Annotated in this window: 19 protein-coding genes; 11 read left to right on the top strand and 8 right to left on the bottom strand. The window is 74.7% G+C overall.

The genetic code is table 11. The annotated features are described in order from the left end of the window. The first annotated feature begins 136 nt into the window (after positions 1-136). The 4 genes from ACFV6D_RS02385 to ACFV6D_RS02370 all read left to right on the top strand — a co-directional run bounded on the left by ACFV6D_RS02385 (position 137) and on the right by ACFV6D_RS02370 (position 4834). On the top strand, positions 137-1204 hold the full coding sequence (locus ACFV6D_RS02385) for a glycoside hydrolase family 19 protein (protein ID WP_380492598.1): 1068 nt from the start codon (positions 137-139) through the stop codon (positions 1202-1204). A gap of 189 nt (positions 1205-1393) precedes the next feature. After that, positions 1394-2470, top strand: a complete 1077-nt coding sequence (locus tag ACFV6D_RS02380; protein WP_380557854.1) for a serine hydrolase domain-containing protein — start codon at positions 1394-1396, stop codon at positions 2468-2470. A 157-nt stretch (positions 2471-2627) separates the two neighbouring features. Then, complete coding sequence (locus ACFV6D_RS02375; RefSeq protein ID WP_363369716.1) at positions 2628-3434, top strand: hypothetical protein; 807 nt, start codon at positions 2628-2630, stop codon at positions 3432-3434. A gap of 206 nt (positions 3435-3640) precedes the next feature. After that, positions 3641-4834, top strand: a complete 1194-nt coding sequence (locus ACFV6D_RS02370) for an alpha/beta hydrolase family protein (RefSeq protein WP_380557851.1) — start codon at positions 3641-3643, stop codon at positions 4832-4834. A gap of 56 nt (positions 4835-4890) precedes the next feature. Here ACFV6D_RS02370 and ACFV6D_RS02365 read toward each other — a convergent pair whose 3' ends face one another. Further along, entirely contained in the window at positions 4891-5430 is a 540-nt protein-coding gene (locus ACFV6D_RS02365; protein ID WP_380557848.1) for a winged helix-turn-helix transcriptional regulator, read from the bottom strand. 123 nt (positions 5431-5553) lie between these two features. Here ACFV6D_RS02365 and ACFV6D_RS02360 point away from each other — a divergent pair, with 123 nt between their 5' ends. Both ACFV6D_RS02360 and ACFV6D_RS02355 read left to right on the top strand, forming a co-directional pair. Then, the gene (locus ACFV6D_RS02360; RefSeq protein ID WP_380557845.1) at positions 5554-7062 is read left to right on the top strand and encodes an MFS transporter; all 1509 of its coding nucleotides are present in this window, start codon (positions 5554-5556) and stop codon (positions 7060-7062) included. Positions 7063-7258: 196 nt separating this feature from the next. Then, entirely contained in the window at positions 7259-10939 is a 3681-nt protein-coding gene (locus ACFV6D_RS02355; RefSeq protein ID WP_380557843.1) for a SpoIIE family protein phosphatase, read from the top strand. 95 nt (positions 10940-11034) lie between these two features. Here the strand turns inward: ACFV6D_RS02355 and ACFV6D_RS02350 are convergent, their stop codons facing one another. The 3 genes from ACFV6D_RS02350 to ACFV6D_RS02340 all read right to left on the bottom strand — a co-directional run bounded on the left by ACFV6D_RS02350 (position 11035) and on the right by ACFV6D_RS02340 (position 13889). After that, on the bottom strand, positions 11035-12102 hold the full coding sequence (locus tag ACFV6D_RS02350) for an S-adenosylmethionine:tRNA ribosyltransferase-isomerase (protein ID WP_380557842.1): 1068 nt from the start codon (positions 12100-12102) through the stop codon (positions 11035-11037). Then, positions 12099-12848, bottom strand: a complete 750-nt coding sequence (locus tag ACFV6D_RS02345; RefSeq protein ID WP_363369728.1) for an SDR family NAD(P)-dependent oxidoreductase — start codon at positions 12846-12848, stop codon at positions 12099-12101. The genes ACFV6D_RS02350 and ACFV6D_RS02345 overlap by 4 nt, the downstream gene beginning before the upstream one ends. Positions 12849-12920: 72 nt before the next feature. Further along, entirely contained in the window at positions 12921-13889 is a 969-nt protein-coding gene (locus ACFV6D_RS02340) for a pseudouridine synthase (RefSeq protein ID WP_380557839.1), read from the bottom strand. A 330-nt stretch (positions 13890-14219) separates the two neighbouring features. Here ACFV6D_RS02340 and ACFV6D_RS02335 point away from each other — a divergent pair, with 330 nt between their 5' ends. The 3 genes from ACFV6D_RS02335 (at position 14220) to ACFV6D_RS02325 (ending at position 16956) form a co-directional block, all read left to right on the top strand. Beyond that, the gene (locus ACFV6D_RS02335; protein ID WP_380557836.1) at positions 14220-15308 is read left to right on the top strand and encodes a PP2C family protein-serine/threonine phosphatase; all 1089 of its coding nucleotides are present in this window, start codon (positions 14220-14222) and stop codon (positions 15306-15308) included. A 130-nt stretch (positions 15309-15438) separates the two neighbouring features. Continuing rightward, positions 15439-15828, top strand: coding sequence for a DUF3224 domain-containing protein (locus ACFV6D_RS02330; RefSeq protein ID WP_380557833.1), 390 nt, complete (start codon positions 15439-15441; stop codon positions 15826-15828). Between the two features lie 102 nt (positions 15829-15930). After that, positions 15931-16956 carry a DUF5995 family protein gene (locus tag ACFV6D_RS02325; protein ID WP_380557830.1) on the top strand — a complete coding sequence of 342 codons (1026 nt, stop codon included), beginning with the start codon at positions 15931-15933 and terminating at the stop codon, positions 16954-16956. Here the strand turns inward: ACFV6D_RS02325 and ACFV6D_RS02320 are convergent. Then, positions 16917-18356: a GuaB1 family IMP dehydrogenase-related protein gene (locus ACFV6D_RS02320; RefSeq protein WP_380343415.1), complete on the bottom strand. Its 1440-nt coding sequence runs from the start codon at positions 18354-18356 to the stop codon at positions 16917-16919. The two genes, ACFV6D_RS02325 and ACFV6D_RS02320, sit on opposite strands and share 40 nt — an antisense overlap. Before the next feature lie 297 nt (positions 18357-18653). Here ACFV6D_RS02320 and ACFV6D_RS02315 point away from each other — a divergent pair, with 297 nt between their 5' ends. Beyond that, positions 18654-20144 (top strand): SDR family NAD(P)-dependent oxidoreductase, encoded by a 1491-nt coding sequence (locus ACFV6D_RS02315; RefSeq protein ID WP_380483941.1) that lies wholly within the window; start codon positions 18654-18656, stop codon positions 20142-20144. A gap of 41 nt (positions 20145-20185) precedes the next feature. Next, a complete protein-coding gene (locus ACFV6D_RS02310) occupies positions 20186-20638 on the top strand; it encodes an NUDIX hydrolase (protein ID WP_380376571.1) in 453 nt (150 codons plus the stop codon). 109 nt (positions 20639-20747) lie between these two features. Here ACFV6D_RS02310 and ACFV6D_RS02305 read toward each other — a convergent pair whose 3' ends face one another. From ACFV6D_RS02305 to ACFV6D_RS02295, 3 genes are read right to left on the bottom strand one after another with little or no spacing between them, the layout of a single operon-like run. Next, on the bottom strand, positions 20748-22988 hold the full coding sequence (locus ACFV6D_RS02305) for an FtsX-like permease family protein (protein WP_380557827.1): 2241 nt from the start codon (positions 22986-22988) through the stop codon (positions 20748-20750). Next, the gene (locus ACFV6D_RS02300) at positions 22985-23701 is read right to left on the bottom strand and encodes an ABC transporter ATP-binding protein (RefSeq protein ID WP_063346497.1); all 717 of its coding nucleotides are present in this window, start codon (positions 23699-23701) and stop codon (positions 22985-22987) included. The genes ACFV6D_RS02305 and ACFV6D_RS02300 overlap by 4 nt, the downstream gene beginning before the upstream one ends. Then, complete coding sequence (locus ACFV6D_RS02295; protein ID WP_063346498.1) at positions 23698-24222, bottom strand: PadR family transcriptional regulator; 525 nt, start codon at positions 24220-24222, stop codon at positions 23698-23700. Before ACFV6D_RS02295 ends, ACFV6D_RS02300 begins: the two co-directional genes overlap by 4 nt. Positions 24223-24637 lie beyond the last annotated feature (415 nt).

Raw genomic sequence — 24637 nt, 5'->3', positions numbered from 1 at the left:
GGCCCCGCACCGGCCCACACCCCGGTCGGCCGCCTCCCCTGGCGCACCCCCGCACGAGGCCCGCCTCCCCTGCCCCGCTCAAGTCCCTGTCACGACGACGTGCGGCCCCCACCGCACAAGGGGTGATGACGTGTCAATGAAACGCCTGCTCGCGCTGCTCTCCGCCGTGGTCACGGCACTGGCGGTCGCGGTGCTCCTCCCCGCCTCCGCCAGCGCCGCCGCCTGCGGCACGCCGTGGAGCGCGGCCACCGCCTACACCGGCGGCGCGGCCGTCTCGTACAACGGGCACAACTGGAACGCCAAGTGGTGGACCCAGAACGAGCCCCCGAGCACCGGCGGCACCGGGGTCTGGGCCGACCAGGGCTCCTGCGGCGGGTCCACCGACCCGACGCCGACCCCGACGTCCGGCACCTGCAACCACCCCGCCTGGGTCGCCGGCCGCGCCTACGTCGCCGGCGACATCGTCCGGTACACCAACGGCGGCTACTACCGCGCCACCCACGACAACCCGGGCTACGACCCGGTCATCAGCACCTGGTACTGGGAGCCGTACGGCTGCGGCTCGACCCAGCCGCCCAACCCGGGCGGATTCCCGGTCAGCCAGGCCCAGTTCGACCAGATGTTCCCGGGCCGGAACTCCTTCTACACCTACCAGGGCCTGCTCGACGCGCTCGGCGCCTACCCCGGCTTCGCGGCCACCGGCAGCGACACCGTGCGCCGGCAGGAGGCCGCCGCGTTCCTCGCCAACGTCAGCCACGAGACCGGCGGACTGGTGTACGTGGTCGAGCAGAACACCGCCAACTACCCGCACTACTGCGACACCTCGCAGCCGTACGGGTGCCCGGCCGGGCAGGCCGCGTACTACGGGCGCGGGCCGATCCAGCTGAGCTGGAACTTCAACTACAAGGCCGCCGGCGACGCGCTCGGCATCGACCTGCTGAACAATCCGAACCTGGTGCAGACCGACCCGGCGGTGGCCTGGAAGACCGGCCTCTGGTACTGGAACACCCAGAACGGGCCGGGCACCATGACCGCGCACAACGCCATGGTCAACGGGTACGGCTTCGGTGAGACGATCCGCAGCATCAACGGCTCGCTGGAGTGCAACGGCAACAACACCGCCCAGATGCAGCACCGGATCAGCCTGTACCAGAGCTTCGTCCAGATCCTCGGCACCGTCCCCGGGGGCAACCTGAGCTGCTGACGGCTCGCCCCCGCCCCACCACGCGCCCCACTACGCCCGGACCGGTCATCACACCGTGGTGCCCGTACGCTGCCGAGCGTAGCGGGGCGTACTCATGTGGGGGCGTCCTCCTGCGGGAGCAGCGGAGGCTGGCTGAAATCGTCGTTCCGGCGGACGACTTCGCAGGTCGCGGCCCCCTACGCTCAAGGCATGAACGAACTCGCCAGCCTCGTGCAGCAGACCGCCGACCGGCTCGCAGGCCAGCACGTCGGTGCGGTGGTCGCCGGGCTGGCCGGCGGCGCCGTGGAGATCCGCGGCGCCGGGCGGACCGGTCCGGGCGGCGCCGTGCCCGGGCCGCACACCCTGTTCGAAGTCGGTTCCGTCACCAAGGTGTTCACCTCGCTCGCCCTCGCGCGGCTGGTGCTCGCCGACTCCGGCGGGGCCGCCACCGGGCTCGACGAACCGCTCGCCGACGTGCTCGCCGACGTACGGCCCGGCGGTATCGCCGTCCCGGCCAGGGGCGGGCAGCCGATCACCCTGCGGCACCTCGCCACCCACACCTCCGGGCTCCCCCGGCTGCCCCGGGGCCTGCTGGCGACGGCACTGCTCAATCCCAACAAGCCCGATCCGTACGCCCATTGCAGCACCGAGTACGTCCTCTTCGGGCTGGCCAGGACGAGACTGCGGGCCAGACCCGGGCGCGGCTTCCGCTACTCCAACCTCGGCGCCGGGCTGCTCGGCCTGGCCCTCGCCCACCGGGCCGGCACCGGCTACGAGGAGCTGGTGGCGCGTGAGATATGCGAGCCGCTGGGACTGGTGGACACCCACGTGCGCTCGGGCCGGGAGCAGTCCGGGCGGCTGGCGCACGGGCACACCTCCGGCGGGCGGCCCGTGCCGTACTGGGACTTCGCGGACGTCCCCGGTATGGGCGGGCTCCGGTCGACCGCCTCCGACCTGGCGATACTCCTGCGGGCCCAGCTGGCCGCCGACCGCGAGCCGGACGCGCCGCTGGCGCCCGCGATCACCCTCACCCGGGCGACCCGGCACCGGGTCAACCCGTTCGCCTGGATGCACCTGGGGTGGCTCGGCCACCGCCTGCACACCCAGCAGGGCGGCCACCTGCAGATCTGGCACAACGGCGGCACGGGCGGGTTCCGCTCCTTCGTGGCCTTCGATCCGGAGAAGCAGGTGGGGGTGGCGGTGCTGGTCAACACCCGTCGCTCCGCCGATCCGGCCGGGACGGCCCTGCTGCGCACGCTGCAGAACGAGTACGCGACGGCGAGCTGAGGCCGGGGCGAGGCGGTGAGCGGGCCCGGCGGCGGACCGGGTGCGGCCGTCGGCGGAGTGAGGTGGAGGATGGGGTGAGTTCGTTTCAGGGCCAAGAGGTACGAATTGGCCCTGTTCGAGGGCGCGGCGGTCGGTCGATGCTGAGGATCTGACAGTCGTGGTTCCGGTTGTGGTGTTCGCTCAGCGGGAGGTGGCCGAGGTGGCGGTGGTGTGGCCCTTGTCGCGGGCTCGGTCGGTCGCGGGCGGCGACGGGCGGCTCGGCCGGGCGGTGCGGGTGTACCGGCGGTTCCGGCCGCTGCCGTGGCGGACGCGGGCCTGGCTGGACGCGGCGGCGGCCGCCGTCGCCGGGGCGGCCTGGCTGGCGAGCGGGGAGTGGTGGCCCGCGCCCGTGGTGGCCGCGGCGGCGATCACGGCCGCGAGCGGGTACGGGCGGCTGCGGCCGGCGCCGGGCCTGCGGGCCGTCCGAGTGCACGAGCGCGGGCTGGTGCTGGTCGGGGCGGACGGCGCGGAGCGGCCCCTGCCGTGGAGTGCGGTGGAGGCCACCGAGTACTCCCCCGGCGGGCGGCACGGGGTGGGCGAGCAGGGCCGGATCTGGCTGGTCGGCGCGGACGAGCCGCTGGCACTGGCGCAGCTGCGGCGGCTGGACGAGCTGTTCCGGGAGCTCGACGAGCGGCTCCGCCCGACCCTCCGGGCCGCGCTGCACGAGGCGTTGCGCACGGAGGGCGGCGTCCGGTTCGCCCGGGGGCGGCTGACGCTGACGGCCGGCGGGCTGGTGCACCGGCCGCCGCATCCGCTCGCCGCGACGGAGGCGTTCCGGTGGGCGGAGGTGCAGTCCGCGCGGGCCTCGGATCTCGGGGAGCTGGAGATCCGGACGCACTCGGCCGGCCTGCCGCTCACCCTCCCGGTGCCGAACGCCGGTGCGGCGGCGGCCTTCGTCGAGGAGGTCCGGGCCCGGAGCCTCTGACCGGCGGACGATTCGAGGGGTGGATTCCCGAACCCACTGCTCTGCGGTGAGTTCGGCTCCTCAACCGACCCCGGCCTGGTCCGACCGGCTTCCATTCGGTCTCCATTCGGCCGACCCCTAAGGGTCCCTGCCTGCACATCCCGGAAGGGATCTCTACGCCGCTGAGTGGACGTCAACTTCCGCTCCCCCGGCCTACCGTCCCTCACATGGACCGACTTCGCACCACCGCCGCCGCGGCAGCCCTGCTGCTCGCCCTGCCGCTGTCCGTCGCCGCCGCCGCGCCGGCCCTGGCCGCTCCCGCCGCCCCGGCGAACGCCTCCACCTCCGCCTCCGCTCCCGCCCCGACCGCCGTCCACGTCGACCTGCCGCGCCCGACCGGCCCGTACGCGGTCGGGCAGGAGGTCCTGCACCTGGTGGACCAGGACCGCCCGGATCCGTGGGTCCCCTCCGCCGGTCCGCGCCAGCTGATGGTGTCGATGTACTACCCCGCGAAGGCCGGGACGGGCAGCACGGCCCCGTACATGACCCCTGCGGCCGCCCGGATGCTGCTGGACGGGAAGCTCCCGGGCAACACCATCCCGACCGAGGCGGTCACCGGCACCCGGACCTGGGCGAAGTCCGACGCGCGCCCGCAGGGCGGCCACTTCCCGATGGTGGTGCTGTCGCCGGGCTTCACCATGCCGCGGGCCTCGCTGAGCAGCCTCGCCGAGGACCTGACCAGCCGCGGGTACGTCGTCGCGCTGATCGACCACACCTACGAGAACACCGGGACGACGTTCCCCGACGGGCAGACCCTCCCGTGCCTGCTGTGCAACAAGCTGACGACCCCGGAGTCCTGGGCGGCCGTGGACAACAGCCGGGCGAAGGACGTCTCCTTCGTCATCGACCAGCTGACCGCCCGCCCCCACCCGGCCTGGCGCTACGCCCGCATGATCGACCGCGACCGGATCGGGATGGCCGGGCACTCGGCCGGCGGCGCCTCGACCGTCCCGTCCCTGCTCACCGACGACCGGATCCGGGCCGGGGTGGACCTGGACGGCACCATGGACGTCACCGTCCCCACCTCCGGGATCGGCGGCAAGCCCTTCCTGATGATCGGCCACCCGCTGCCCGACGGCGCCGAGGACAGCAGTTGGACGGAGAGCTGGCCGCACCTGGACGGCTGGAAGCGCTGGTTGACCTTCGCCGGCTCCAACCACGGCACCTTCACCGACTTCCCGCTGTTCTTCGAGAAGCTCAACCTGCCCCAGCCTCCCGGCACCACGATGTCGGGCGAGCGGGGCGTGGAGCTCACCCGCTCGTACGTGGCGGCCTTCTTCGACCTCCAGCTGAAGGGCGTGCAGCAGCCGCTCCTCGACGGGCCGACCGCCGCCAATCCGGAGGTGACGTTCCAGCCGTAACCGGGACGTGGTGGGCGCGGCCGTCGGCAGCCCGCCGGCGGCCGCGCCGCCGTTCGCTACGCGGCCGCCGCCGAGGCGATCGGTTCGAGCAGCCGGTGCGGGCGGACCAGGGAGCGGGAGACCGGGTCGTCCCGGTGCGTGCCGCCGCGGGCGGGGTTGGGGCGCATCGCGATCTCGGCCGGCGGGACGGGTGCGCCGCCGCACCGCGGGCAGACACCGACGACGTCCAGGTCGGTGCCGCAGACGGCGTGCGCGAACAGGTGGTGCGGGCCGCCCGCGGTCGCGTGCCGGCCGCCCCAGCGGCTCAACTGGTAGAGCGGCCCCCACAGTTCGAGGCCGGTCCCGGTGAGCAGGTAGCCGTGGCGCAGCGGCGCCTGCTGGTACGGCTCCTTGCGCAGCACCCCGGCCGCGACCAGGGCGTTGAGGCGGGCGGTGAGGACGGCGCGGGGGATGCCGAGGTGGGCGAGGAAGTCGTTGAAGCGCTGCACTCCGTAGAAGGCGTCGCGGAGGATCAGCAGGCTCCAGCGTTCGCCGACCACCTCCAGGGCGCGGGCCAGTGCGCAGTCCTGCTGTTCGTAGTCGGTTCCCAGCGCCATGCGGGTCAGCCTAGTCCACCCCGACAGAGGGTTCAATGAACAGACCAATGGTGGTAGCGTGCCGACCGAGACGAAGGTTCATTCACCAGACCTACGGGTCCGCGCTCCGGAGGGAACACCCCCATGTCCCCCGCACCACCCGGCTCCTCCCCCGTCACCGCACCCGTCACCACGCCCGCCCGGCCCGGCGCCACCCTGGCCGCCACCGCGGCCGCGACCGCGCTGGTCACCGTCGCCTACACCGCCCCCACCGCCTCGCTCGCCGCCACCGCCCAGGCCGCGCACCTCGGGGCCACCGGCCGGACCTGGATCCTCACCGGCACCCTGGTCGGCATCTCCGCCCTGCTGCTCACCGCCGGAAGCGCCGCCGACGACCACGGCCGCAAGCGGGTCTTCACCTTCGGCGTGCTGCTGTTCGCGGCCGCCGAGGCGCTGGCCGCGCTGGCCCCCGGCGGCGCCGTCTACCTGGCCGCCCGGGTGCTGCTCGGCGTCGCCTCGGCCGCCGTCCTGGCACCCGCGCTCGGCCTGATCAGCCACGCCCACCCGCCCGGACCGGGCCGGATCCGGGCCCTCGGGGTCTGGGGCGCCGCCGTCGGCCTCGGCATCGCCGTCGGCCCGGTGTACGGCGCGCTGGTCGGGCAGTGGGCCGGCTGGCGCGCGGTCAGCGGCGGGATCGCGGTCGTCTCGGCCGCCGTGGCGGCGTACGCGGCCACCGTCCTCACCGAGTCCCGGGCCGAACGGCCACGCGCCCTCGATCCGTACGGGGTGCTCACGCTGGCCGCCGGGACGTCCTGCCTGATCGCCGGGCTGGCCGAGGGGCGCGGCGGCTGGGGGCGGCCGGTGGTCGTCGCGCTGCTGGCCCTCGGCGTGCTGCTGCTGGCGCTGTTCGGGCTGGTCGAGGCGAAGACCCGGGAGCCGATGCTGGACCTCGCGCTGTTCCGCAGCCCCGGCTTCGTCGCCGCCACCGTCGGGGCGCTGTTCACCGGGCTCTCGCTGGTCGGCTTCATGAGCTACCTGCCGACCCTGCTCCAGGGCGTCCTGGGCCTGTCCGGCCTGGCCGCGGGCGGGGTGCTGGCGCTCTGGTCGGGCCTGTCGGTGCTGTCCGCGCTCCAGGCGCGGCGGCTGGCGGCGCACCTGTCGGCCACCGCGCAGGTCGCCGTCGGACTCGCGGTCTGCGGCCTCGGCGAGGCGGGCCTGTACGGGCTGGCGCCCGGCTCCGGCTGGCTGCGGCTCGCGCCGGGTCTGGCGGTGGCGGGCGTCGGCAGCGGGGTGCTCAACGCGGCGCTGGCCCGGCTGGCCGTCAGCAGCGTCCCGGCGCACCGGGCGGCCATGGGCTCGGGTGCCAACAACACCTCCCGGTACCTGGGCTCGGCGCTCGGCGTCGCGGTCACCGTGGCCGTCGCGGGCTCGGCCCGACCGGGCGGCCCCGGCCGGGAGGCCGCCGCCCGTGCCCTGGCGGCGGGCACCGACCGGGCCGTCCTGGTCGCCGCCGCCCTGTGCCTCGTCGGCGCGCTGCTCGCCCTGGCCGCCCGCACCGCCGAAGCCCGCACCGCCGAAGCCCGGGGCGCCGAAGCCCGGGGCGGCTGCGCCCCGGAGGCCGCCCCGGCCGGCGAGCGGGTCGCGACCCGGTGAGGCGCACGGGAAGTCGGCCCGGCCGACTTCGCGCGCTCGACCGCCGCCGGCGCAGCCGGTGCCGCCGGAAGCCCGGCGAGTCCTTCCCGGAGCGCCCGCTGCCGCACCGGTGAGCCCGCTACGGTGAGCGGCCCGCCGGGGCCGCGTGCGAAGATGGCAGGGCTGGTGGGGACGATCTCCGGACGGTTCTCTGGCCATGGTGAACGACAACGAACACCACCAGGGCGAGCCGCAACAGGACGCCCTGCTGATGGTGCCGATCGCGACGGCGCTGATCGAGGCCGACGGCCGGATCCTGCACTGGAGCGGCGACGCGGAGGCACTGCTCGGCTACTCCCCGGGGCAGGCGGTCGGGGCCAAGGCCGCCAAGTTGCTGACCTCCGAGGAGCAGCGGCCCGAGGTGCTGGAGCTGTTCCAGCAGATCCTGAACGGCCGGGCCTGGTCCGGCGTGTTCCCGGTCCGGCACCGGGACGGGCACCTGGTGAACCTGGAGTTCCGCACCCATCCGATCACCGGGCCGGACGGCCGCACGCTGGTGCTGGCCGTCGCCTCCGACGTGACCACGCTGCGCCGGATCCAGGCGGACCTGGCGGTGCTCGACGGCTTCTTCACCCAGTCCCCCGTGGGCATGGGCGTCTTCGACCCCGAGCTGCGGTTCGTCCGGCTGAACGAGGCGCTGGCCCGGGCCAACGGCCTGCCCGTCGAGGAGCAGCTCGGCCACCGGCTCACCGAGGTGCTGCCCGGGATCAACGGCGCCGAGGCCGAGGCGGTGATGCGGCGGGTACTGGAGAGCGGCGAACCGGTGGTGGACACCCGCTCGCACGGCCGCACCCCGGGCGACCCGCAGCGCGACCACGCGTGGTCCGCCTCGTACTTCCGGCTGGAGGAACCCGGCGGCCGGGTGCTCGGCGTGAGTTCCACCGTCATCGACGTCACCGAGCGGTTCCGCGCCGAGGCCCGGGCGGCGCGGGCCCAGGAGCGGCTGGCCCTGCTGGTCGACGCGACCGCCTCCATCGGCACCACGCTCGACCTGCGGCAGACCGCCCGGGAGCTGGCCGACACGATGGTGCCCAGGGTCGCCGACATCAGCGGGGTGTTCGCGCTGGAGGTGCTGGTGGCCGGGCGGAACGTCGAACCGCCCGACCCGGACGCGCCGCAGCTGGTCCGCCGGCTGGCCCTGGCCACCACCGACCCGCTGTACCCGGCCGAGTCACTGCCGGTGGAATCGCTGTACGAGCTGACCCCGGACTCGCCGTACGCCCGGGCGCTGGCCACCGGGCGGACGGTGGTGGTGCCGTCCTGGGAGCTGCCGCTGCTGAGCGAGGCCATCACCGAGAGCCACCGCCGGGCCTACCTCGGCGACCGGCCGCGCTCGGTGCGGATCACCCCGCTGGTGGCGCGCGGCACCACGCTCGGCATGGTGGTGTACTCGCGGCGCGGCGACCGGGAGTCGTTCGCCGAGGCCGACATCACCCTCGGCGACGAGCTGGCCTCGCGGGCCGCCGTCGCGATCGACAACGCCCGGCTGTACCTGCGCCAGCACCAGACCGTCCTGGCCCGGCAGCAGGCGCTGCGCGAGGCGAAGGCCGCCCAGGAGCGGCTGGCGCTGGTCAACGTGGCCTCCGCCCGGATCGGCACCACCCTCGATCTCGCCCAGACCGCGCAGGAGTTGGCCGAGGTGGCGACGCCCAGGCTGGCCGACTCCGTGGTGGTGGAGGTGCTGGAGGACCTGGTCCGCGGCGAGCGCGAGGCCCGCGCCCCGGAGGACGGTTCGGCGCTGCTGCGGCGGATGGCCTTCCACTCGGTGCCCGGCTCGACGTTGCGGCCGGTCGCCCGGCTCGGCGGGGTGCACCGCTTCGCACCCGGCACGCCGTACGCGTGGAGCCTGGCACACCGCAAGCCGGTCCTGGTGCCGCGGATGGACGCGGAGGGGCTGGCCTGGTTCGCCGACGACCCGGTGCGCGCCGCGGCGGTGCGGGAGCAGAACGTCCACTCCTTCATGGTCGTCCCGCTGATCGCGCGCGGCACCGCGGTCGGCGTCGCGGGCTTCTACCGCACCCTGGTGGAGCGCCCGTACGAGGAGGACGACATGGCGCTGGCCGGCGAGTTGGCGGTGCGGGCCGCCGTGTCGATCGACAACGCGCTGCTGTTCACCCGCGAGCGCGACGCGGCCGCCGCCCGGCAGCGGGCGCTGGACGCGGCCCGGGCCGCGCAGCAGCGGCTGTCACTGCTCAACGAGGCCAGCACCCGGATCGGCACCACCCTCGATCTGCACCGCACCGCCCAGGAGTTGGTGGAGATGGTGATCCCGCGCTTCGCCGACTTCGTCACCGTGGACCTGCGCGACGCGGTGCTCGGCGGCGAGGAGCCCGGCCCCGTCCCGGAGAACGAGTCGATACTGATGCGGGCGGTGGCGGTCGGCGAAACGGCTCAGGACGGCACCATGACGGCGGCCTCCGACCAGGTCGGCGAGACCTCGCAGTCCGCCCAGCTGTACGCGCAGAGCCTGCGCACCCGGCGCTCGATCCTGGTCTCCGAGGTGACCGAGGAGGAGATGCGCCGGATCGCCGCCTCGCCCGACCGGGTCCAGCCGGGGCTGGCCGCCGGGGTGCACTCGTACCTGATGGTGCCGCTGGTGGCGCGCGGACTCGTACTGGGCGGAGCAGAGTTCGTCCGCACCCGCAACCCGGAGCCGTTCGGCCCGGAGGATCGCTCACTGGCCGAGGAACTCGCCGCGCGCACCGCCCTCGCGATCGACAACGGCCGGCTCTACCGGCGCGAGCGGGACACCGCGCTCACCCTCCAGCGCAGCCTGCTGCCGCAGGAGATCCACCGCACGCTCGGCCTGGACCTCGCCTACCGCTACCTGCCCAGCAGCGTGGTCAGCGAGGTCGGCGGCGACTGGTTCGACGTCGTGCCGCTCTCCTCGGGGCGGGTCGCGCTGATCGTCGGCGACGTGATGGGCCACGGCATCCGGGCAGCCGCCACCATGGGCCAACTACGCACCGTAGCCAGGACGTTGATCACCCTGGACCTGAGTCCGGAGCGCGTCCTGCACCGGCTGGACGAGGCCTCCAGCGCCCTCGGCGAGGGCCAGTTCGCCACCTGCGTCTGTGTGGTGTACGACCCGGTGGACCGCCACTGCACCGCCGCCTGCGCCGGCCACCTGCCGCCCGTCGTCGCCGATCCGCAGGGGCGGGCGCACCTCGTCGAACTGCCGCCCGGCGCACCGCTCGGCGTCGGCGGAGTCCCGTTCGAGAGCGTGGAGTTCACCCTCCCCGAGGAGGCCATCCTGGTGCTCTACACCGACGGGCTGGTCGAGCGCCGGGGCCACGACATCGACGAGGGACTGCAGCTGCTCTGTCGGACGGTCGCCGACCGGCGCCGCTCGCTGGAGCAGACCTGCGACGCCGTCCTGGCCGAACTCACCGGCCCCACCAGCGAGGACGACATCGCCGTCATCATGGCGCAGGTCCGGCCGGTCGGCGCGGACCGGATCGCCAGCCTGCCGCTCACCGGCGACCGCGCGATGGTCGCCCACTCGCGCCGCTTCACCCGCGAGACGCTGGCCGCCTGGGGCCTCGAAGCGCTCGCCGACTGGGCCGAACTGCTCACCAGCGAGCTGATCACCAACGCCCTGGTACACGCCGGATCCCCCACCCAGCTGCGGCTGTTCTGCAACCGGGCGCTCACCGTCGAGGTCGCCGACCAGGAGAGCGAGACGCCCCGGATCCGGCGCGCCCGCGCCGAGGACGAGGGTGGGCGCGGCATCCACCTGGTCAACGAGCTCGCGCACCGCTGGGGCAGCCGCCGCACCGGGGACGGCAAGGTGGTCTGGTTCGAGCTGGAACTGCCCCCGGGCAGCCCGTCCGAGTGATCCGGCCCGCGACCGGGCGATCCGGGCCCGCGACCGGGTGGCGCGGCCTGCGACCGGGCGGTTCGGCCCGCGACCAGGAGGCACGGCCCGCGGGCTCAGTCCGGCAGGAGCAGGTTCACGTCGCCGAACTCGTGCCAGAGGTAACGGTGCTGGACGGCAGCCCGGTAGCACTCGGCGAGCAGGGGCCGCCCGGCGACGGCGGCCAGCATCAGCAGGTGCGAGGCGCGGGGCTCGTGCCAGCCGGTGAGCAGGCCGTCGACCGCGCGCACCCCGCGCTCCGGGGTGATCACCAACTCCGTCCAGCCGTCCGCCTCCTGGACGGTGCCGTCCGGCGCGGCGGCCGACTCCAGGGCGCGCACCACCGTGGTGCCGACGGCGATCACCCGCCCGCCGCCGGCCCGCACATGGCCGACCAGGCGGGCGGTGGCCGCCGGGACGTGGAACCACTCGGCGTACGGCGCCTCGTGCGCCTCCGGCGAGGCCACCCCGGTGTGCAGCGTGACCGGCGCGACCAGCACCCCGCGACCCGCCAGCCGGGCCACCACCTCCGCGCTGAACGGCCTTGCGGCGCTGGGCATCTCGCTGCTGCCGGGGACGGTCGCGAAGGCCGTCTGGTAGGCCTCGATCGGCCAGTCGCGGTCCACGTAGCCGTACCGGATCGCCTTGCCGTGCGCCTCCAGGTACGACAACAGCCCTGCTGGAAAGGTCAGTCGGGCGTACCAGAGCCGGGCGGTGAACGGTGCGACCAGCTCGGCCGCGCCACCGGCGGGCAGCGCCACCCGCAGACCAGGCCGGGCCGGGGAGTCGGCCGGCGGGTAGCAGGCGGCCGCCGCACCCGACACCACCCGCCGCAACTCCACCAGGTAGGAGCCGCGTTGGTCGGGCTGGGCGGAGGACAGGTGCAGCGCGACCGCCGTACCGTCGGGCAGCCGGCCGGGCAGCGCGGCCGGCAGGGTGGCCGAGTTGTTGACCACCAACAGGTCACCCGCGCGCAGCACCCCGGGCAGCCCGGTGAAGCGGTGGTGCTCGACGCTCCCCCGGTCGCGCCGGCCGACCAGCATCCGCACCCCGTCCCGCGCCCCGCCGCGCGCCTCCGCCGGTGCCCGGGCGGAGAGTTCGGGCGGCACGGCGACGTCGAGGCCGAGGTCCGCCAGTCCGGTCATCGCCCACCCCGGGCCGCGGCCCTCAGGTCCTCGACGCGGTAGCGGCCGGAGGGGGCGCGGTCGTGCAGCAGTCCGAGCAGGACCGGCACCACCTCCTCGGGCAGCGGCTCGCCGGAGATGTCCTCACCGGGGCTGGCCTCCTGCAACATCCCGGTGCGCATGCTTCCCGGGTCCACCGCCCACACCCGCAACTCCGGCTCCTCCCGGGCGAGTACGGCGGTGGCGAGGTCGAGCGCCGCCTTGCTGGCGCCGTAGCCGCCCCAGCCGAGATAGGGCACGACGGCGGCGTCCGAACTGATGTTGAGCACGGCCCCGGCGTGGGCGCGCAGCTGCGGCAGGACGAGCTGGGTGAGGGCGATCGGGGCGAGCGCGTTGACCTCGAAGGTCTCCAGCAGGTCCGGCAGCGGGAAGTCGGCCAGCCGGGGCAGCGGTTCGGCGCCGGGCGCGGTGGCGCCGTTGAGCGTACCGGCGTTGTTGACCAGCAGGCTCGCGCCGCCGAGCCCGTCGGCGGCCGCGGTCAGGTGGGCGCGGTGGTCGTCGTCGACGATGGAACCGGGGAGGGCGACGACCTTGGTGACGGCGGCCAGGGCCGCCTCGGCGGCGGCGAGTCCGGCCGCGCCGCGGGCGCTGATCACCAACTGCCAGCCGTCGGCGGCGAGGGCCCGGGCGAGCGCCAGGCCGAGCCCCCGGGAGGCACCGGTGACCACGGCGACGGGGGCGGGGGCGGTGTGCTGTGCTGCGTTCATGCCCCCACCCTCGCCCCGCAGGAGGCGGCGGCGGATCGGCCACCGGAACCGGGACCCGGTCGTCCGTTGGGCCTACGGCCTCTGGGTCGCCGGACCGGGGCCGGCGGCCCAGGCTTGCGGGTCCGTCCAGGCGGCGAGGGCGCGGCGGGTGTCGAAGCGGTGCTCCCGGCCGGTCAGCGGGTCGGTGAACTCGACCACCGAGGCGAGGAGTTGGAGCGGGCGGCGGAAGTCGTCCGGGGCCGGTTCGGGCAGCACCACCGGATACACCGGGTCACCGAGGATCGGCACGCCGAGGCCGCACATGTGCAGCCGCAGCTGGTGGGTGCGCCCGCTCAGCGGCCGCAGCCGGTAGCGGGCCAGGCCGTCGCGGCGTTCCAGCAGGTCGATCCGGCTCTCGCTGTTCGGCGGCGCGTCGAGCTCCCGGGCCGCGATCACCCCGCGCTCCTTGAGGATGTGGCTGCGCACGGTGCGCGGCAGGTCCAGCGCCGGGTCGTACGGGGCGATCGCCTGGTACTCCTTGCGCACCAGCCGGTCGCTGAACAGCGTCTGGTAGGCACCGCGCTCCTCGGGCCGCACCACGAACATGGCCAGGCCCGCGGTGAGCCGGTCGAGCCGGTGCGCGGGGCTGAGGGCGGGCAGGTCGAGACTGTGCCGCAGCCGGGACAGCGCCGTCTCGACGACGTGCCGGCCGCGCGGGGTGGTGGCCAGGAAGTGCGGCTTGTCGACGACGACCAGGTGTTCGTCGCGGTGCAGCACCTCCAGTTCGAACGGGACGTGGACCTCCTCGGGGAGGTCCCGGTAGAACCACAGGTGCGCGCCGGGCCGGAACGGCTCGTCCGGGGCGACCGGGCCGTGCTCGCCGACGATCTCGCGGCCGCTCAACGCCGCGTCGATCCGCGCGGCGCCCACGGCCGGCAGCCGCTCGACCAGGTAGGCGCGGACGGTCGGCCAGGGGCCCTCGGGCGGCAGCCGCAGGTGCACCGGGTCCACACCGTGGCGCTGCGGAAGGGGGGAGGCCGGGCGGCGGCTCTTGCGTCTCATCTCCCGGCCAGCGTAGTCCGCCCGCTGGGGCGGGTCTTCAAGCCCCCGTCGTCCGCCCGGAGGGCGGGCGTGGCGGCGTTGGGGTGCGTGCATCGCAAGGCGGAGGAGGGAGTCCATGCGGTGGGGGCACCTCCCGGCCGAAGGCTGGGGGCCATCGGCGACCGACGACAACGCCGCGAGGTGCGTGCCCCGGCGTCGGCGCGCAGGCGGGGGTTTGAAGACCCGCCCCAGGGGCGGCCTCGGCCGAGGTCCCCGAGGTGCCGCTCACGGGGAGTGCGGAGCACAGTGGACGGTAGGTCGCCAATCCGCCGGGAGCAGCCGGGAGGACGTGTGAGCGCAGACGGCCCGGGCGGTGTGCCGCCGCTGCACCTGCCGCGGCGCACCCGGATGCTGCTGGTCGGCGCCTTCGGGCTGCTGGTCGCCGCCGTGGTGGCCGACCTGGTGACCGGGCCGGGGACGACCCTCTCCCCCGTACTGGCCGTCGCGCCGGTCCTGGCCGGGGCGACCACCCGCAGCGCCCGGGTGCCGCTGGCCGCCGGGGGCATCGCCGTCGTGGCGGTCGGGCTGCTGGAGACCACCAACACCGAACTGCCGGCCGAGGTGCACATCACCGCGCTGATCACGGTGCTCGCGGCGACCCTGGCCAGCGCCGCCAACGTCGTCCTGGTCTCGGCCCGGGAACGGGAGCTGTTCCACGTCCGGACGGTCGCCGAGGCGGCGCAGCGGGCCCTGCTGCGCCCGCCGCCGGAGCGGATCGGGCGGCTGCGCACCGCGGTGCGCTACGTCGCGGCGGCGGCCGAGGCACGCATCGGCGGGGACCTGTACGCGGTGGTCGACACCCGCTACGGCGCCCGGATCCTGCTCGGGGACGTGCAGGGGCACGGGCTTCCGGCGGTGGAGACGGCGGCGGACGTGCTGGGGGTGTTCCGCGAGGCGGCCCGGACGGAGCCCGATCTCGGGCGGCTGGCCGAGCGGCTGGACGCGGCGCTCGCCGCCCGACCGGGCGAGGGGCGCTTCGCCACCGCGCTGCTGCTCACCGTGCCCGCGGAGCGGGGGCAGGTCGGCGTGGTCAACTGCGGGCACCCACCCCCGCTGCTGCGCCGCGCGGGCCGGGTGCACGCGCTGACGCCGCCGTACGCCGCGCCGCCGCTCGGGCTGCTGGGGCTGACCGGTGACGGCTATCCGACGGGCCGCTTCGAGCCGCTGCCGGGGGACCTGCTGCTCCTGTACACCGACGGCATCACCGAGGCCCGCAACGCCGAGGGGCGGTTCTACCCGCTGGAGGAGCGGCTGCCGGAGCTGCCCGCGGGGAGCCCGGCAGACCTGCTGGAGGACCTGCTCGCGGACGTCGACGGCTGGGTCGGCGACGCCGGGCTGACGGACGACGCGGCGCTGCTGGCGCTCCGCTGGGAGCACTGACGGGCGGACGAGCAGGCCGGCGGGCCGGCGGGAGCAGTGACGGCCCGGCCGATTGTCAGAGCCGTGTGCAAGGCTTCACACACGGTCGGTGAGGGGCCGGCCGGGTGACGATCGTCGGGAGGAGAGCGCCATGGGGTCCAAGGCCAGCGGGTCGTTCGAGCTGACCAGCTTCGAACCGGTGGAGACGGAGGAGCGCGAGGGTGCGGCCTTCGGGCGGGTCCGGATCTCCAAGAACTTCACGGGCGGGCTGAGCGGCACCAGCGAGGTGCGGATGCTCTCCGTCGCGGGCCCCTCGGGCGGCCCGGCGTCGTACGTCGCGGTGGAGCACGTGACGGGCGAACTGGACGGGCGGAGGGGCTCGTTCGTGCTCCAGCACGCGGCATGGGACACCGGCGGGACGACCATACGCGTGGTGCCGGGCACCGGGTCGGGCGAGCTGGCCGGGCTCACCGGCGAGTTCCGCCTGACCGTCGACGAGGCCGGCACCCACACCTACGTCCTGGAGTACGACCTGGGCTGATCACCTGGTCTCCCCCGCGCGCCGCGTGCCGCACGCACCGGGCTGCCGTCCGCGCTGCCACGATGATGCGATCAGTGCACGATCGACATCGGAGGGTGGCGCATGCCCGGTACGACGATGGCGGCGGACGGCACGCCGGTCGCGATGCTGGCCGCGAATACGGTCGCGGCGCCAGTCACGGCTCACGTCACGGCGCCGGTCACGGTCGAGGAGGTGGTCGGTCGGCTGCGGGAGATCGGGGCGGGTCTGCCCCCGGCGGACGGGGTGGCGGTCTTCAACCGGCTCTACCTCACCGTCACGGAGGCCGTCCGCGACCGGCTCGGCGGCTCGTACTTCGCCGATCCGGCGGCGATGGCCGAACTGGACACGGTGTTCGCCGGGCGCTACCTGCTGGCCGTGGCCGCCGACACGGCCGGGCAGGAGCCGCCCGCCTGCTGGCGGCCGCTGTTCGCGCTGCGCGCCCACCCGGGGGTGCACCCGCTGCAGTTCGCGCTGGCCGGGATGAACGCCCACATCCAGCACGACCTGCCGCTCGCCGTCGTGGACACCTGCCTGCGGCGGGGCTGCGAGCCGGCCGGGCTCGCGGCGGACTACCACCGGATCAACGGCCTGCTGGCGGAGGTGGAGACGGCCGTCCGGGAGGAGCTGATGCCCGGCCCGGACGTGCTGGAGCGCGCCGAGCCGCTCACCCACCTGCTCGGCGTCTGGTCAGTGGAGGCCGCCCGCGAGGGGGCGTGGTCGGCTGTCCAGGCGCTCTGGGAGCTGCGCGCGGTGCCGACCGCCGCGCGGGCCTTCGCCGCCGCCCTGGACTGCTCGGCCGGCCTGCTCGGCCACGCCCTGCTGCTCCCGCTCGGCCCGCACCCCGCACGGGACGCAGCCTGCGGCGCACCACGCACGGCGGACGCACCGGCCGCACCGGCCGTACCAGGCAAGGCACTGCACGCACCGGGCACGGCGCCCAACGCACCAGGCAAGGCGCCGGACGTACCCCGCAAGGCACCGGACGCGCCCCGCACGGCGGCCGGCCGGCTCCCCGAGGCGAGGAACCGGCCGGCCGGTGAAGGAGAGGGCGCTCGGGCCCGGCCCGATCAGGCCCAGCTGGAGTGCAGCGGCTTGCCCTCGGCGTAGCCGGCCGCGCTCTGGATGCCGACGATCGCCTTCTCCTGGAACTCCTCCAGGGTGTTGGCGCCCGCGTAGGTGCAGGAGCTGCGCACACCGGCCACGATCGAGTCGATCAGGTCCTCGACGCCCGGGCGGGCCGGGTCGACGAACATCCGGGAGTGCGAGATGCCCTCCTCGAACAGCGCCTTGCGGGCCCGGTCGTACGAGGAGTCCTGGGAGGTGCGGTTGCTGACCGCACGGGCCGAGGCCATGCCGAAGCTCTCCTTGTACTGGCGGCCGTCGGCGGCGGTCTGCAGGTCGCCCGGGGACTCGTAGGTGCCGGCGAACCAGGAGCCGATCATCACGTTGGAGGCGCCGGCGGCCAGTGCCATCGCGACGTCGCGCGGGTGGCGGACGCCGCCGTCGGCCCACACGTGCTTGCCGAGCCGGCGCGCCTCGGCGGCGCACTCCAGCACGGCGGAGAACTGCGGGCGGCCGACGCCGGTCATCATCCGGGTGGTGCACATGGCGCCGGGGCCGACGCCGACCTTGAGGATGTCGGCGCCCGCCTCGACCAGGTCGCGGACACCGGCGGCGGAGACCACGTTGCCGGCCACGATCGGGATCCGCGGGTCGAGGCCGCGCACCGCGCGCAGCGCGCTGATCATCGATTCCTGGTGGCCGTGCGCGGTGTCCACGACCAGCACGTCGGCGCCGGCGTCGATCAGGGCCTTGGCCTTGCCGGCCACGTCGCCGTTGATGCCGACGGTGGCGGCGATCCGCAGCTTGCCGGCGGCGTCCACGGCCGGGGTGTACAGGGTGGCGCGCAGCGCGCCCTTGCGGGTGAGGATGCCGACGAGCCGGCCCTCGGCGTCGACGACCGGGGCGAGCTTGCGGTGCGCCTCGGTGAGCTTGTCGAAGGCGGTGCGCGGGTCGATGCCCTCGTCCAGGAGCAGCAGGTCGCGGGACATCACGTCGGCGAGGCTGGTGAAGCGGTCCACGCCCTGGCAGTCGGAGTCGGTGACGACGCCGACCGGCTTGCCGTCCTCGACGACCACGAGGGCGCCGTGCGCGCGCTTGGGCAGCAGCGACAGCGCCTCGGCGACGGTGGCGCCCGGGGCGAGGGTGATCGGGGTGTCGTGCACCAGGTGGCGCTGCTTGACCCAGGAGACGACCTCGGCGATGACCTCGGTGGGGATGTCCTGCGGGATCGCGACCAGGCCGCCGCGGCGGGCGACGGTCTCGGCCATCCGGCGGCCCGCGATGGCGGTCATGTTGGCGACGACCAGCGGGATGGTGGTGCCGGTGCCGTCGTTCGAGGAGAGGTCGACCGCCTGCCGGGAGCCCACGGCGGAACGGCTGGGGACCATGAAGACGTCGTCGTACGTGAGGTCGTACGAGGGCTTGAGGTCGTTCAGGAAGCGCATGAAGGGGGCTCTCTGGCTGGGAGAAATTACACCTCGGGTGCGGTTGCGGCACTGCCGCCGGGCGCACTCGGGCGCCCGGCACCCAGCATTCGATTCTCCGGGACGGTGGGATCAAAAGCCAGTTCGAGGCCCATTGCTGGCACTGTGTACAAACCATGATCAATGCTCCGCGCGTAGACTTGGACGATCATCCAAGTCCGACGGTTTTCGCCCCGGCCAGGGCCGCTCCCGTAGCATTCACGCGGTAACGGCGAGGCGAGCGGGAAGCGGCGACAGGCAATGACGGCGGGCGTGGACATCAAGCAGGACCAGAGCGACACGGACACCGGGGAGGAGATCGACTACGGTCCCGGCCTCGACCCCGAGCGGCTGCGGCTCTGCCTGGACGTGCTCGCCGAGCTCGACCAGCTGCACGTCGACCACCCGGACGCGATCACCGTCCGCCAGGCCGTCGGCGGCATATTCCGGACCCTCAAGCAGCGCCGCCGCCAGGAGACCCGGGCCCGCAAGACCGCCAACGACCGCGAGGTCACCGCGCGCACCGCCACCGGCGCCCCCACCCGGATCGACGACGAGACCGCCGGCGCCTTCGGCCTGACCACCGTCACCAGCACCGAGATCGCCGGCATCCTGGAGCGGCCCCGCTCCTGCTACACGTGCAAGCAGCGGTACGTCGAGGTCGACGCGTTCTACCACAACCTCTGCCAGGACTGCGCCGTCAAGAACCGGTCCCACCGGGACGCCCGCGCCGACCTCACCGGCAAGCGCGCGCTGCTCACCGGCGGCCGGGCCAAGATCGGCATGTACATCGCGCTGATGCTGCTGCGCGACGGCGCCCACACCACCATCACCACGCGCTTCCCCAACGACGCCATCCGCCGCTTCACCGCGATGCCGGACAGCGCCGAGTGGATCCACCGCCTCAAGGTCGTCGGCATCGACCTGCGCGACCCGGCCCAGGTCATGGCGCTCGCCGACGAGGTCGCCGCCGACGGCCCGCTGGACATCCTGATCAACAACGCCGCGCAGACCGTGCGCCGCCCGCCGGAGTCCTACCGCGAGCTGCTCGCCGCCGAGTCCGCGCCGCTGCCGGCCGGCGAGCTGCCGCAGGCCACCACCATCGGCCGCTTCGGCAGCGGCAGCGTCGACCTTCCCGCCCTCCCCCACCAGGCGAGCGGCGACGCGCAGCGGATGGCCGCCGAGGACGTCACCTCGCTCGCGCTCGTCACCGGCTCCGCCACTCCCGCCCGGATCGAGGCCGGCACCGCGATCGACGCCGGCGGGCTGGTGCCCGACCTCGCGCCCACCAACAGCTGGGTGCAGACCGTCCAGGAGGTCGGCCCGGTCGAGCTGCTGGAGGTCCAACTCTGCAACTCCACCGCGCCGTTCATCCTGATCAGCCAGCTGCGCCCGGCGATGGCCGCCTCCGCCTCCCGCCGCAAGTACGTGGTCAACGTCTCCGCGATGGAGGGCGTGTTCCAGCGCGGCTACAAGGGCGCCGGCCACCCGCACACCAACATGGCCAAGGCCGCGCTCAACATGCTCACCCGCACCAGCGCGCACGAGATGTTCGAGACCGACGGCATCCTGATGACCGCCGTCGACACCGGCTGGATCACCGACGAGCGGCCGCACCCGGACAAGATGCGGCTGGCCGACGAGGGCTTCCACGCCCCGCTCGACCTGGTCGACGGCGCGGCCCGGGTGTACGACCCGATCGTCCGCGGCGAGCTCGGCGAGGACCTGTACGGCTGCTTCCTGAAGGACTACGAGCGCTCCAACTGGTAACCCCGGTCCCCCGCGAGGATCCCCGCGAAGGAGATGGCGAATTGACCACCGCACCGCTGCTCGGCGCAGGAATCATCGTGCCCACCGGGGACGGCCGGGTGCTGATCGGTCGGCGCACCACCGCCGGCGAGCCGCCCACCTGGAGCCTGCCCGGCGGAAAGGTCGATCCCGGCGAGTCCTTCGAGCAGACCGCGGCCCGCGAACTCGCCGAGGAGACCGGCATCGTGCTGCCCGCCGAGCAGATGCGGGTGCTCGCCCTCCTGCTCGACCACGAGCTCGGCCGGCCCCGGCTGACCGCCGCCGTGCTGGCGCCGCCGAGCCTGGCCGAGGCGGTCGTCACCGAGCCGCACGCCTGCGGCGGCTGGGAGCGCGTCGCGCTGGACGCGCTGCCGGAGCCGATGTTCTACCCGTCCTCGCTGGTCCTCGGCAGCTGGCTGCCGCAACGGCCGTCGGCGGTCCGGGCCGGAACGACCGGGTACCCCGTCACCCGCTGAGGGTGACGGGGTACGCCCGGGCGGCGACGGTCCAGCTCACCCGGGCGCCGACGGTCCGGCTCGCCCGAACGGCGACGGGCCGCCGCCCACGCCGGGCGGCGGCGGGCCGTCAGCCGTTGCGGGCGGCCTCGGGGCCGGTGATCCGCTTCAGCAGCGGCAGCGTCGAGGCGATGATCCCGACCGAGGCCACCACGCCGAGGGCGACGAAGCCGAAGTACACCGCGCCCGGCGACACCAGGTGGTAGTCCATCTGGGAGCTGAGGAACAGGGCCGAGGCGGCGAGGGCCGCGCCGATCGAGATCACCGCCACCGACAGCAGCGGCAGCACGCTCTCCAGCGCGATCACCCGCTGGAGCAGGCGCAGCGGCGAACCGGTGAGCCGCAGCATCGCGAACGGCCGCCTGCGGTCGGAGAGTCCGGCCACCACGCTGACCGCGAGGCTGCACCCGGCGATCGGGAGCGTGGTCAGCAGCACCACGTTCGCCAACTGCCGCCATCCGGCGAGCCGTTGCTGGCCTTCGGTGGCCCAGTCACCGACCGTGTGCGCGTCGTGGTCGGGCCACGCCGCAGTGAACACCGTCCGGACCTGCTCCTTCGCCGCCGTCGATCCGTCGGTCGTGGCGTAGAGCAGTTGGACCGGGAGCTTCGCGACCTCCTCCGCGGAGACCGGGACGGCGGGCCACTCGGCGTCCGGGTGCGAGGTGAGGTTGAGGAACTCGCGCGACGGGACGGCCGCCACGCTCGCCCCGGCCGCGCAGTGGCCGACCACCGGGACCTCGGCGAGGTCCGCGCAGGACACCAGGCCGGGGGTGAGGAGCGGGGCGTCCGGGCGGGGACTGACCGGGATCTTCCCGAGGCCGGCCGGGTTGGTGTGGAGCACCGCGAGACCCCGCAGGCCCGGCACGGCCCGCGCCTGTGCCAGGACCTGCTCCGGCACCGCGTCCGTCAGTTGCCTGCCGTCCCGGTAGTCGCCTTGCACCACGGACGCGCGGGACGACTGGTCGCCGTCCAGCGAGCCGCGGTTGGCGTTGATCGTGCCGATGACGCAGACCGTCGACGTGGTGACGAACAGCGCCAGGATCAGGCCGCTGACCGCGCGGAATCCGGCCTTCGGGTCGTCCGCGAGCCGGCGCACCGCGATCAGCGTGGCCGGACGGCTGGTGCGGCGGGCGACCGCACGGGCAGCGACCATGGTCAGCCACGGCCCGGCGATCACCAGGCCGAGCATCACCAGCAGGAACCCGGGCAGGTAGGCCGCCGCCTGTCCGTTCCCGGTGGCCGGGCGGCGGCCGAGGAAGTACAGCAGCTCCGCGAGCCCGGCCAGCAGCGGGACCAGCCGCCAGGCCCGGGGCGGCCGCGGGGTGACCCGGCGGCTGACGCCCAACGGGGAGACGGTGACCCGGCGCAGCGCGAACCGGGCCGCCACCGCCGAGGCGAGCGGCACGGCCAGGACGGTGCCCAGCACCTGGAGGCCGGTCAGGCTCAGGTCGTCGAGGTGGAAGCGGCCGCCGGTGAAGGGCACGTCGGCCACCAGCGGGCGCAGCGCCAGGTAGAGGCCGAAGCCGGCGGCCGTACCGGCCACCGCGGCGACGGTGGACTCGACCGCGGCGATCACCGAGATCTGCCGCGGGGTGGCACCGACCAGCCGCATCGCGGCGAACCGCTGCTCCCGGGTGGCGGCGGACAGGCGGGTCGCGGTGCCGATGAAGATCAGCACCGGGAAGATCATCGCACCGCCCACCACCGACAGGATGAGCGTCATCGCGTCACCCCGGATGCCCCGGCTCAGGCAGTCACCGTTCCCGCACTCGGGCCGGGTGGTGGCGATGGTGGTGACGGCGACGGCGCGGGGCGCGGCCTCGACCTCGCCGACCGTCCGGCCGACGACCACGGCCAGCGTGTCCGGAGAGGGCATCGCCGAGTCGTTCAGGGTGCCGGCCATCCGGCCCGGGAAGCGGTCGCCCAGCTCGACGGCCGGGACGGTGCGCAGCAGCGCTGCCAGCGCCGGGGAGGCGTAGTACTCGCCGGGGGCCGGCACCCGGTCGAGCCCCGGCGGGACGGGCGAGGTCGGCCCGGTCGCGGCGACGTCGATCTCGCGGATCTCCGAGCCGTCGTAGTAGTCGTTGTGGGGCCGCCACCACAGCGGGTCGACCTGCGCGCTCTCGGTCCGGCTCCGGGCCCCGGAATCGAGCCAGACCTGGCGCTGGTTGGCACGGTCGATCGCGTTCATGCTGGCGAGCGTGGACAGCAGCAGCCCGACCCCGATCGCCACCGCCGCCGCGATCATCAGCAGCCGGGCGAGCGCCTCCCGGCCGCCGCTGACCGCCAGCCGGAGCGAGAACCGGATCACGAGGCCACCGACCCGGCTCCGGCCCCGGCCCCGGCCCCGGCCCCGGCGGAGAGCGTGCGGGCCTGGCCGTCGCGGACGATCGCCTCGCGGTCGGCGTAGGCGGCGACCCGCGGCTCGTGGGTGACCAGGATGACGGTGGTGCCCTGCTCCCGGGCCGAGCCGACCATCAGTTCCATCACCTGCTCGCCGGTCAGCGAGTCCAGCGCGCCGGTCGGCTCGTCGGCGAACAGCACCTGCGGCCGGGCCACCAGGCCCCGGGCCAGCGCCACGCGCTGCGCCTGACCACCGGACAGTTCGCCGGAGCGGCGCCGCTCCATGCCGTCCAGGCCGAGCCGGGCGAACCACGGTCGGGCCTGCGCGAGAGCGTCCGCGCGGCGCACGCCGTTCAGCAGCAGCGGCAGCGCCACGTTCTCCTCCGCCGTCAACTCCGGGACGAGCTGGCCGAACTGGAACACGAAGCCGAACTTGTCGCGGCGCAGGGCGCTGCGCCCCGCCTCGTTCAGGGTGTCCAGGCGCTGCCCGTTGAACAGCACCTCGCCCGCGTCGGGCACCAGGATGCCGGCCAGGCAGTGCAGTAACGTCGACTTTCCCGAGCCGCTCGGGCCCATGATGGCGAGCACCTCGCCGGCCTCGACGGACAGGCTCGCCCCGCGCAGGGCGGGGGTTTCACCGAAGGACAGGGCGACGTCGCGGGCCTCGATCACGGCGGTCATGAGCGCACCGCCTCGGCCAGCGCGTCCAGGCGGGCGGCGGTGAGGTCGATCCAGCGCAGGTCGGCGTCCAGGTGGAACAGGCCGTGGTCGGCGAGCAGGGCGTCCACCAGGGCGCCGGTGCGGCGCAGTTCGGTGAGTTCGCGCATCCGGCGCAGGTGGGCGGCGCGCTGGGTGTCCAGGTACTCCTCGGCGTCGCGGCCCAGCATCAGGGCCAGCACCACCTTGGTGAACAGCACGCTCTGCAGGTTGGGTTCGGGCGCGACCGGATCCCGGAGCCAGGTCTCGAACTCCGTCACCCCCGCGTCGGTGATCACGTAGCGCTTGCGTTCGGGTCCGTCGCCGGGCTCCGCCTCGCCCGCGACCACCTTGCCGTCCCGGGCCAGCCGGCCGAGGGTCGCGTACACCTGTCCGTACGGGAGGGGTTTGCCGCGGCCGAAGAGGGAGTCGTAGTCGCGCTTGAGGTCGTAGCCATGGCTCGGCTCCCGCTCCAGCAGCCCCAGCAGGGTCAAAGGAACACTCATGGGGGAGACCATACCCCACGCGTATACTCCGAGTGTATAGCTGGCGAGAATACGGCCTCTGCCTGCGGAAACCCCGTCAGAACCCGGCCGGGACCCGGGCGGAAGTCGGTCAGAACGCGGCCAGAGCGCGGCCGGAGCGCGATCAGAACCTGGGCGGAAACACCGTCACCCGGGTGCGGGCGGGCAGGAGGCAGCCCCACGCTCACCCCCTGCACCGCACCACGGCCCGGCACCCCCACGGTCAACCGGGCCAAGCCGTCCCCTGGCACGAAGGATGCGGCCGGACCCCAGCCTGCCCGCCCGCCCGGCCGCTGCCGAGGGCCGAACGTCCCTGGTGCGCGAAGGGGCGCCGGGCGGCCGCGCACCCGGGCGCGACCCGGAACGCGACCGGCGCGCGGCGGCGCCGTCCGCAGGT

This window comes from Kitasatospora sp. NPDC059812, assembly GCF_042732075.1.
Taxonomy (GTDB): domain Bacteria; phylum Actinomycetota; class Actinomycetes; order Streptomycetales; family Streptomycetaceae; genus Kitasatospora.
The sequence above is the reverse complement of the archived record's forward strand: the minus strand, read 5'-3'. Positions and strand labels throughout refer to the sequence as shown.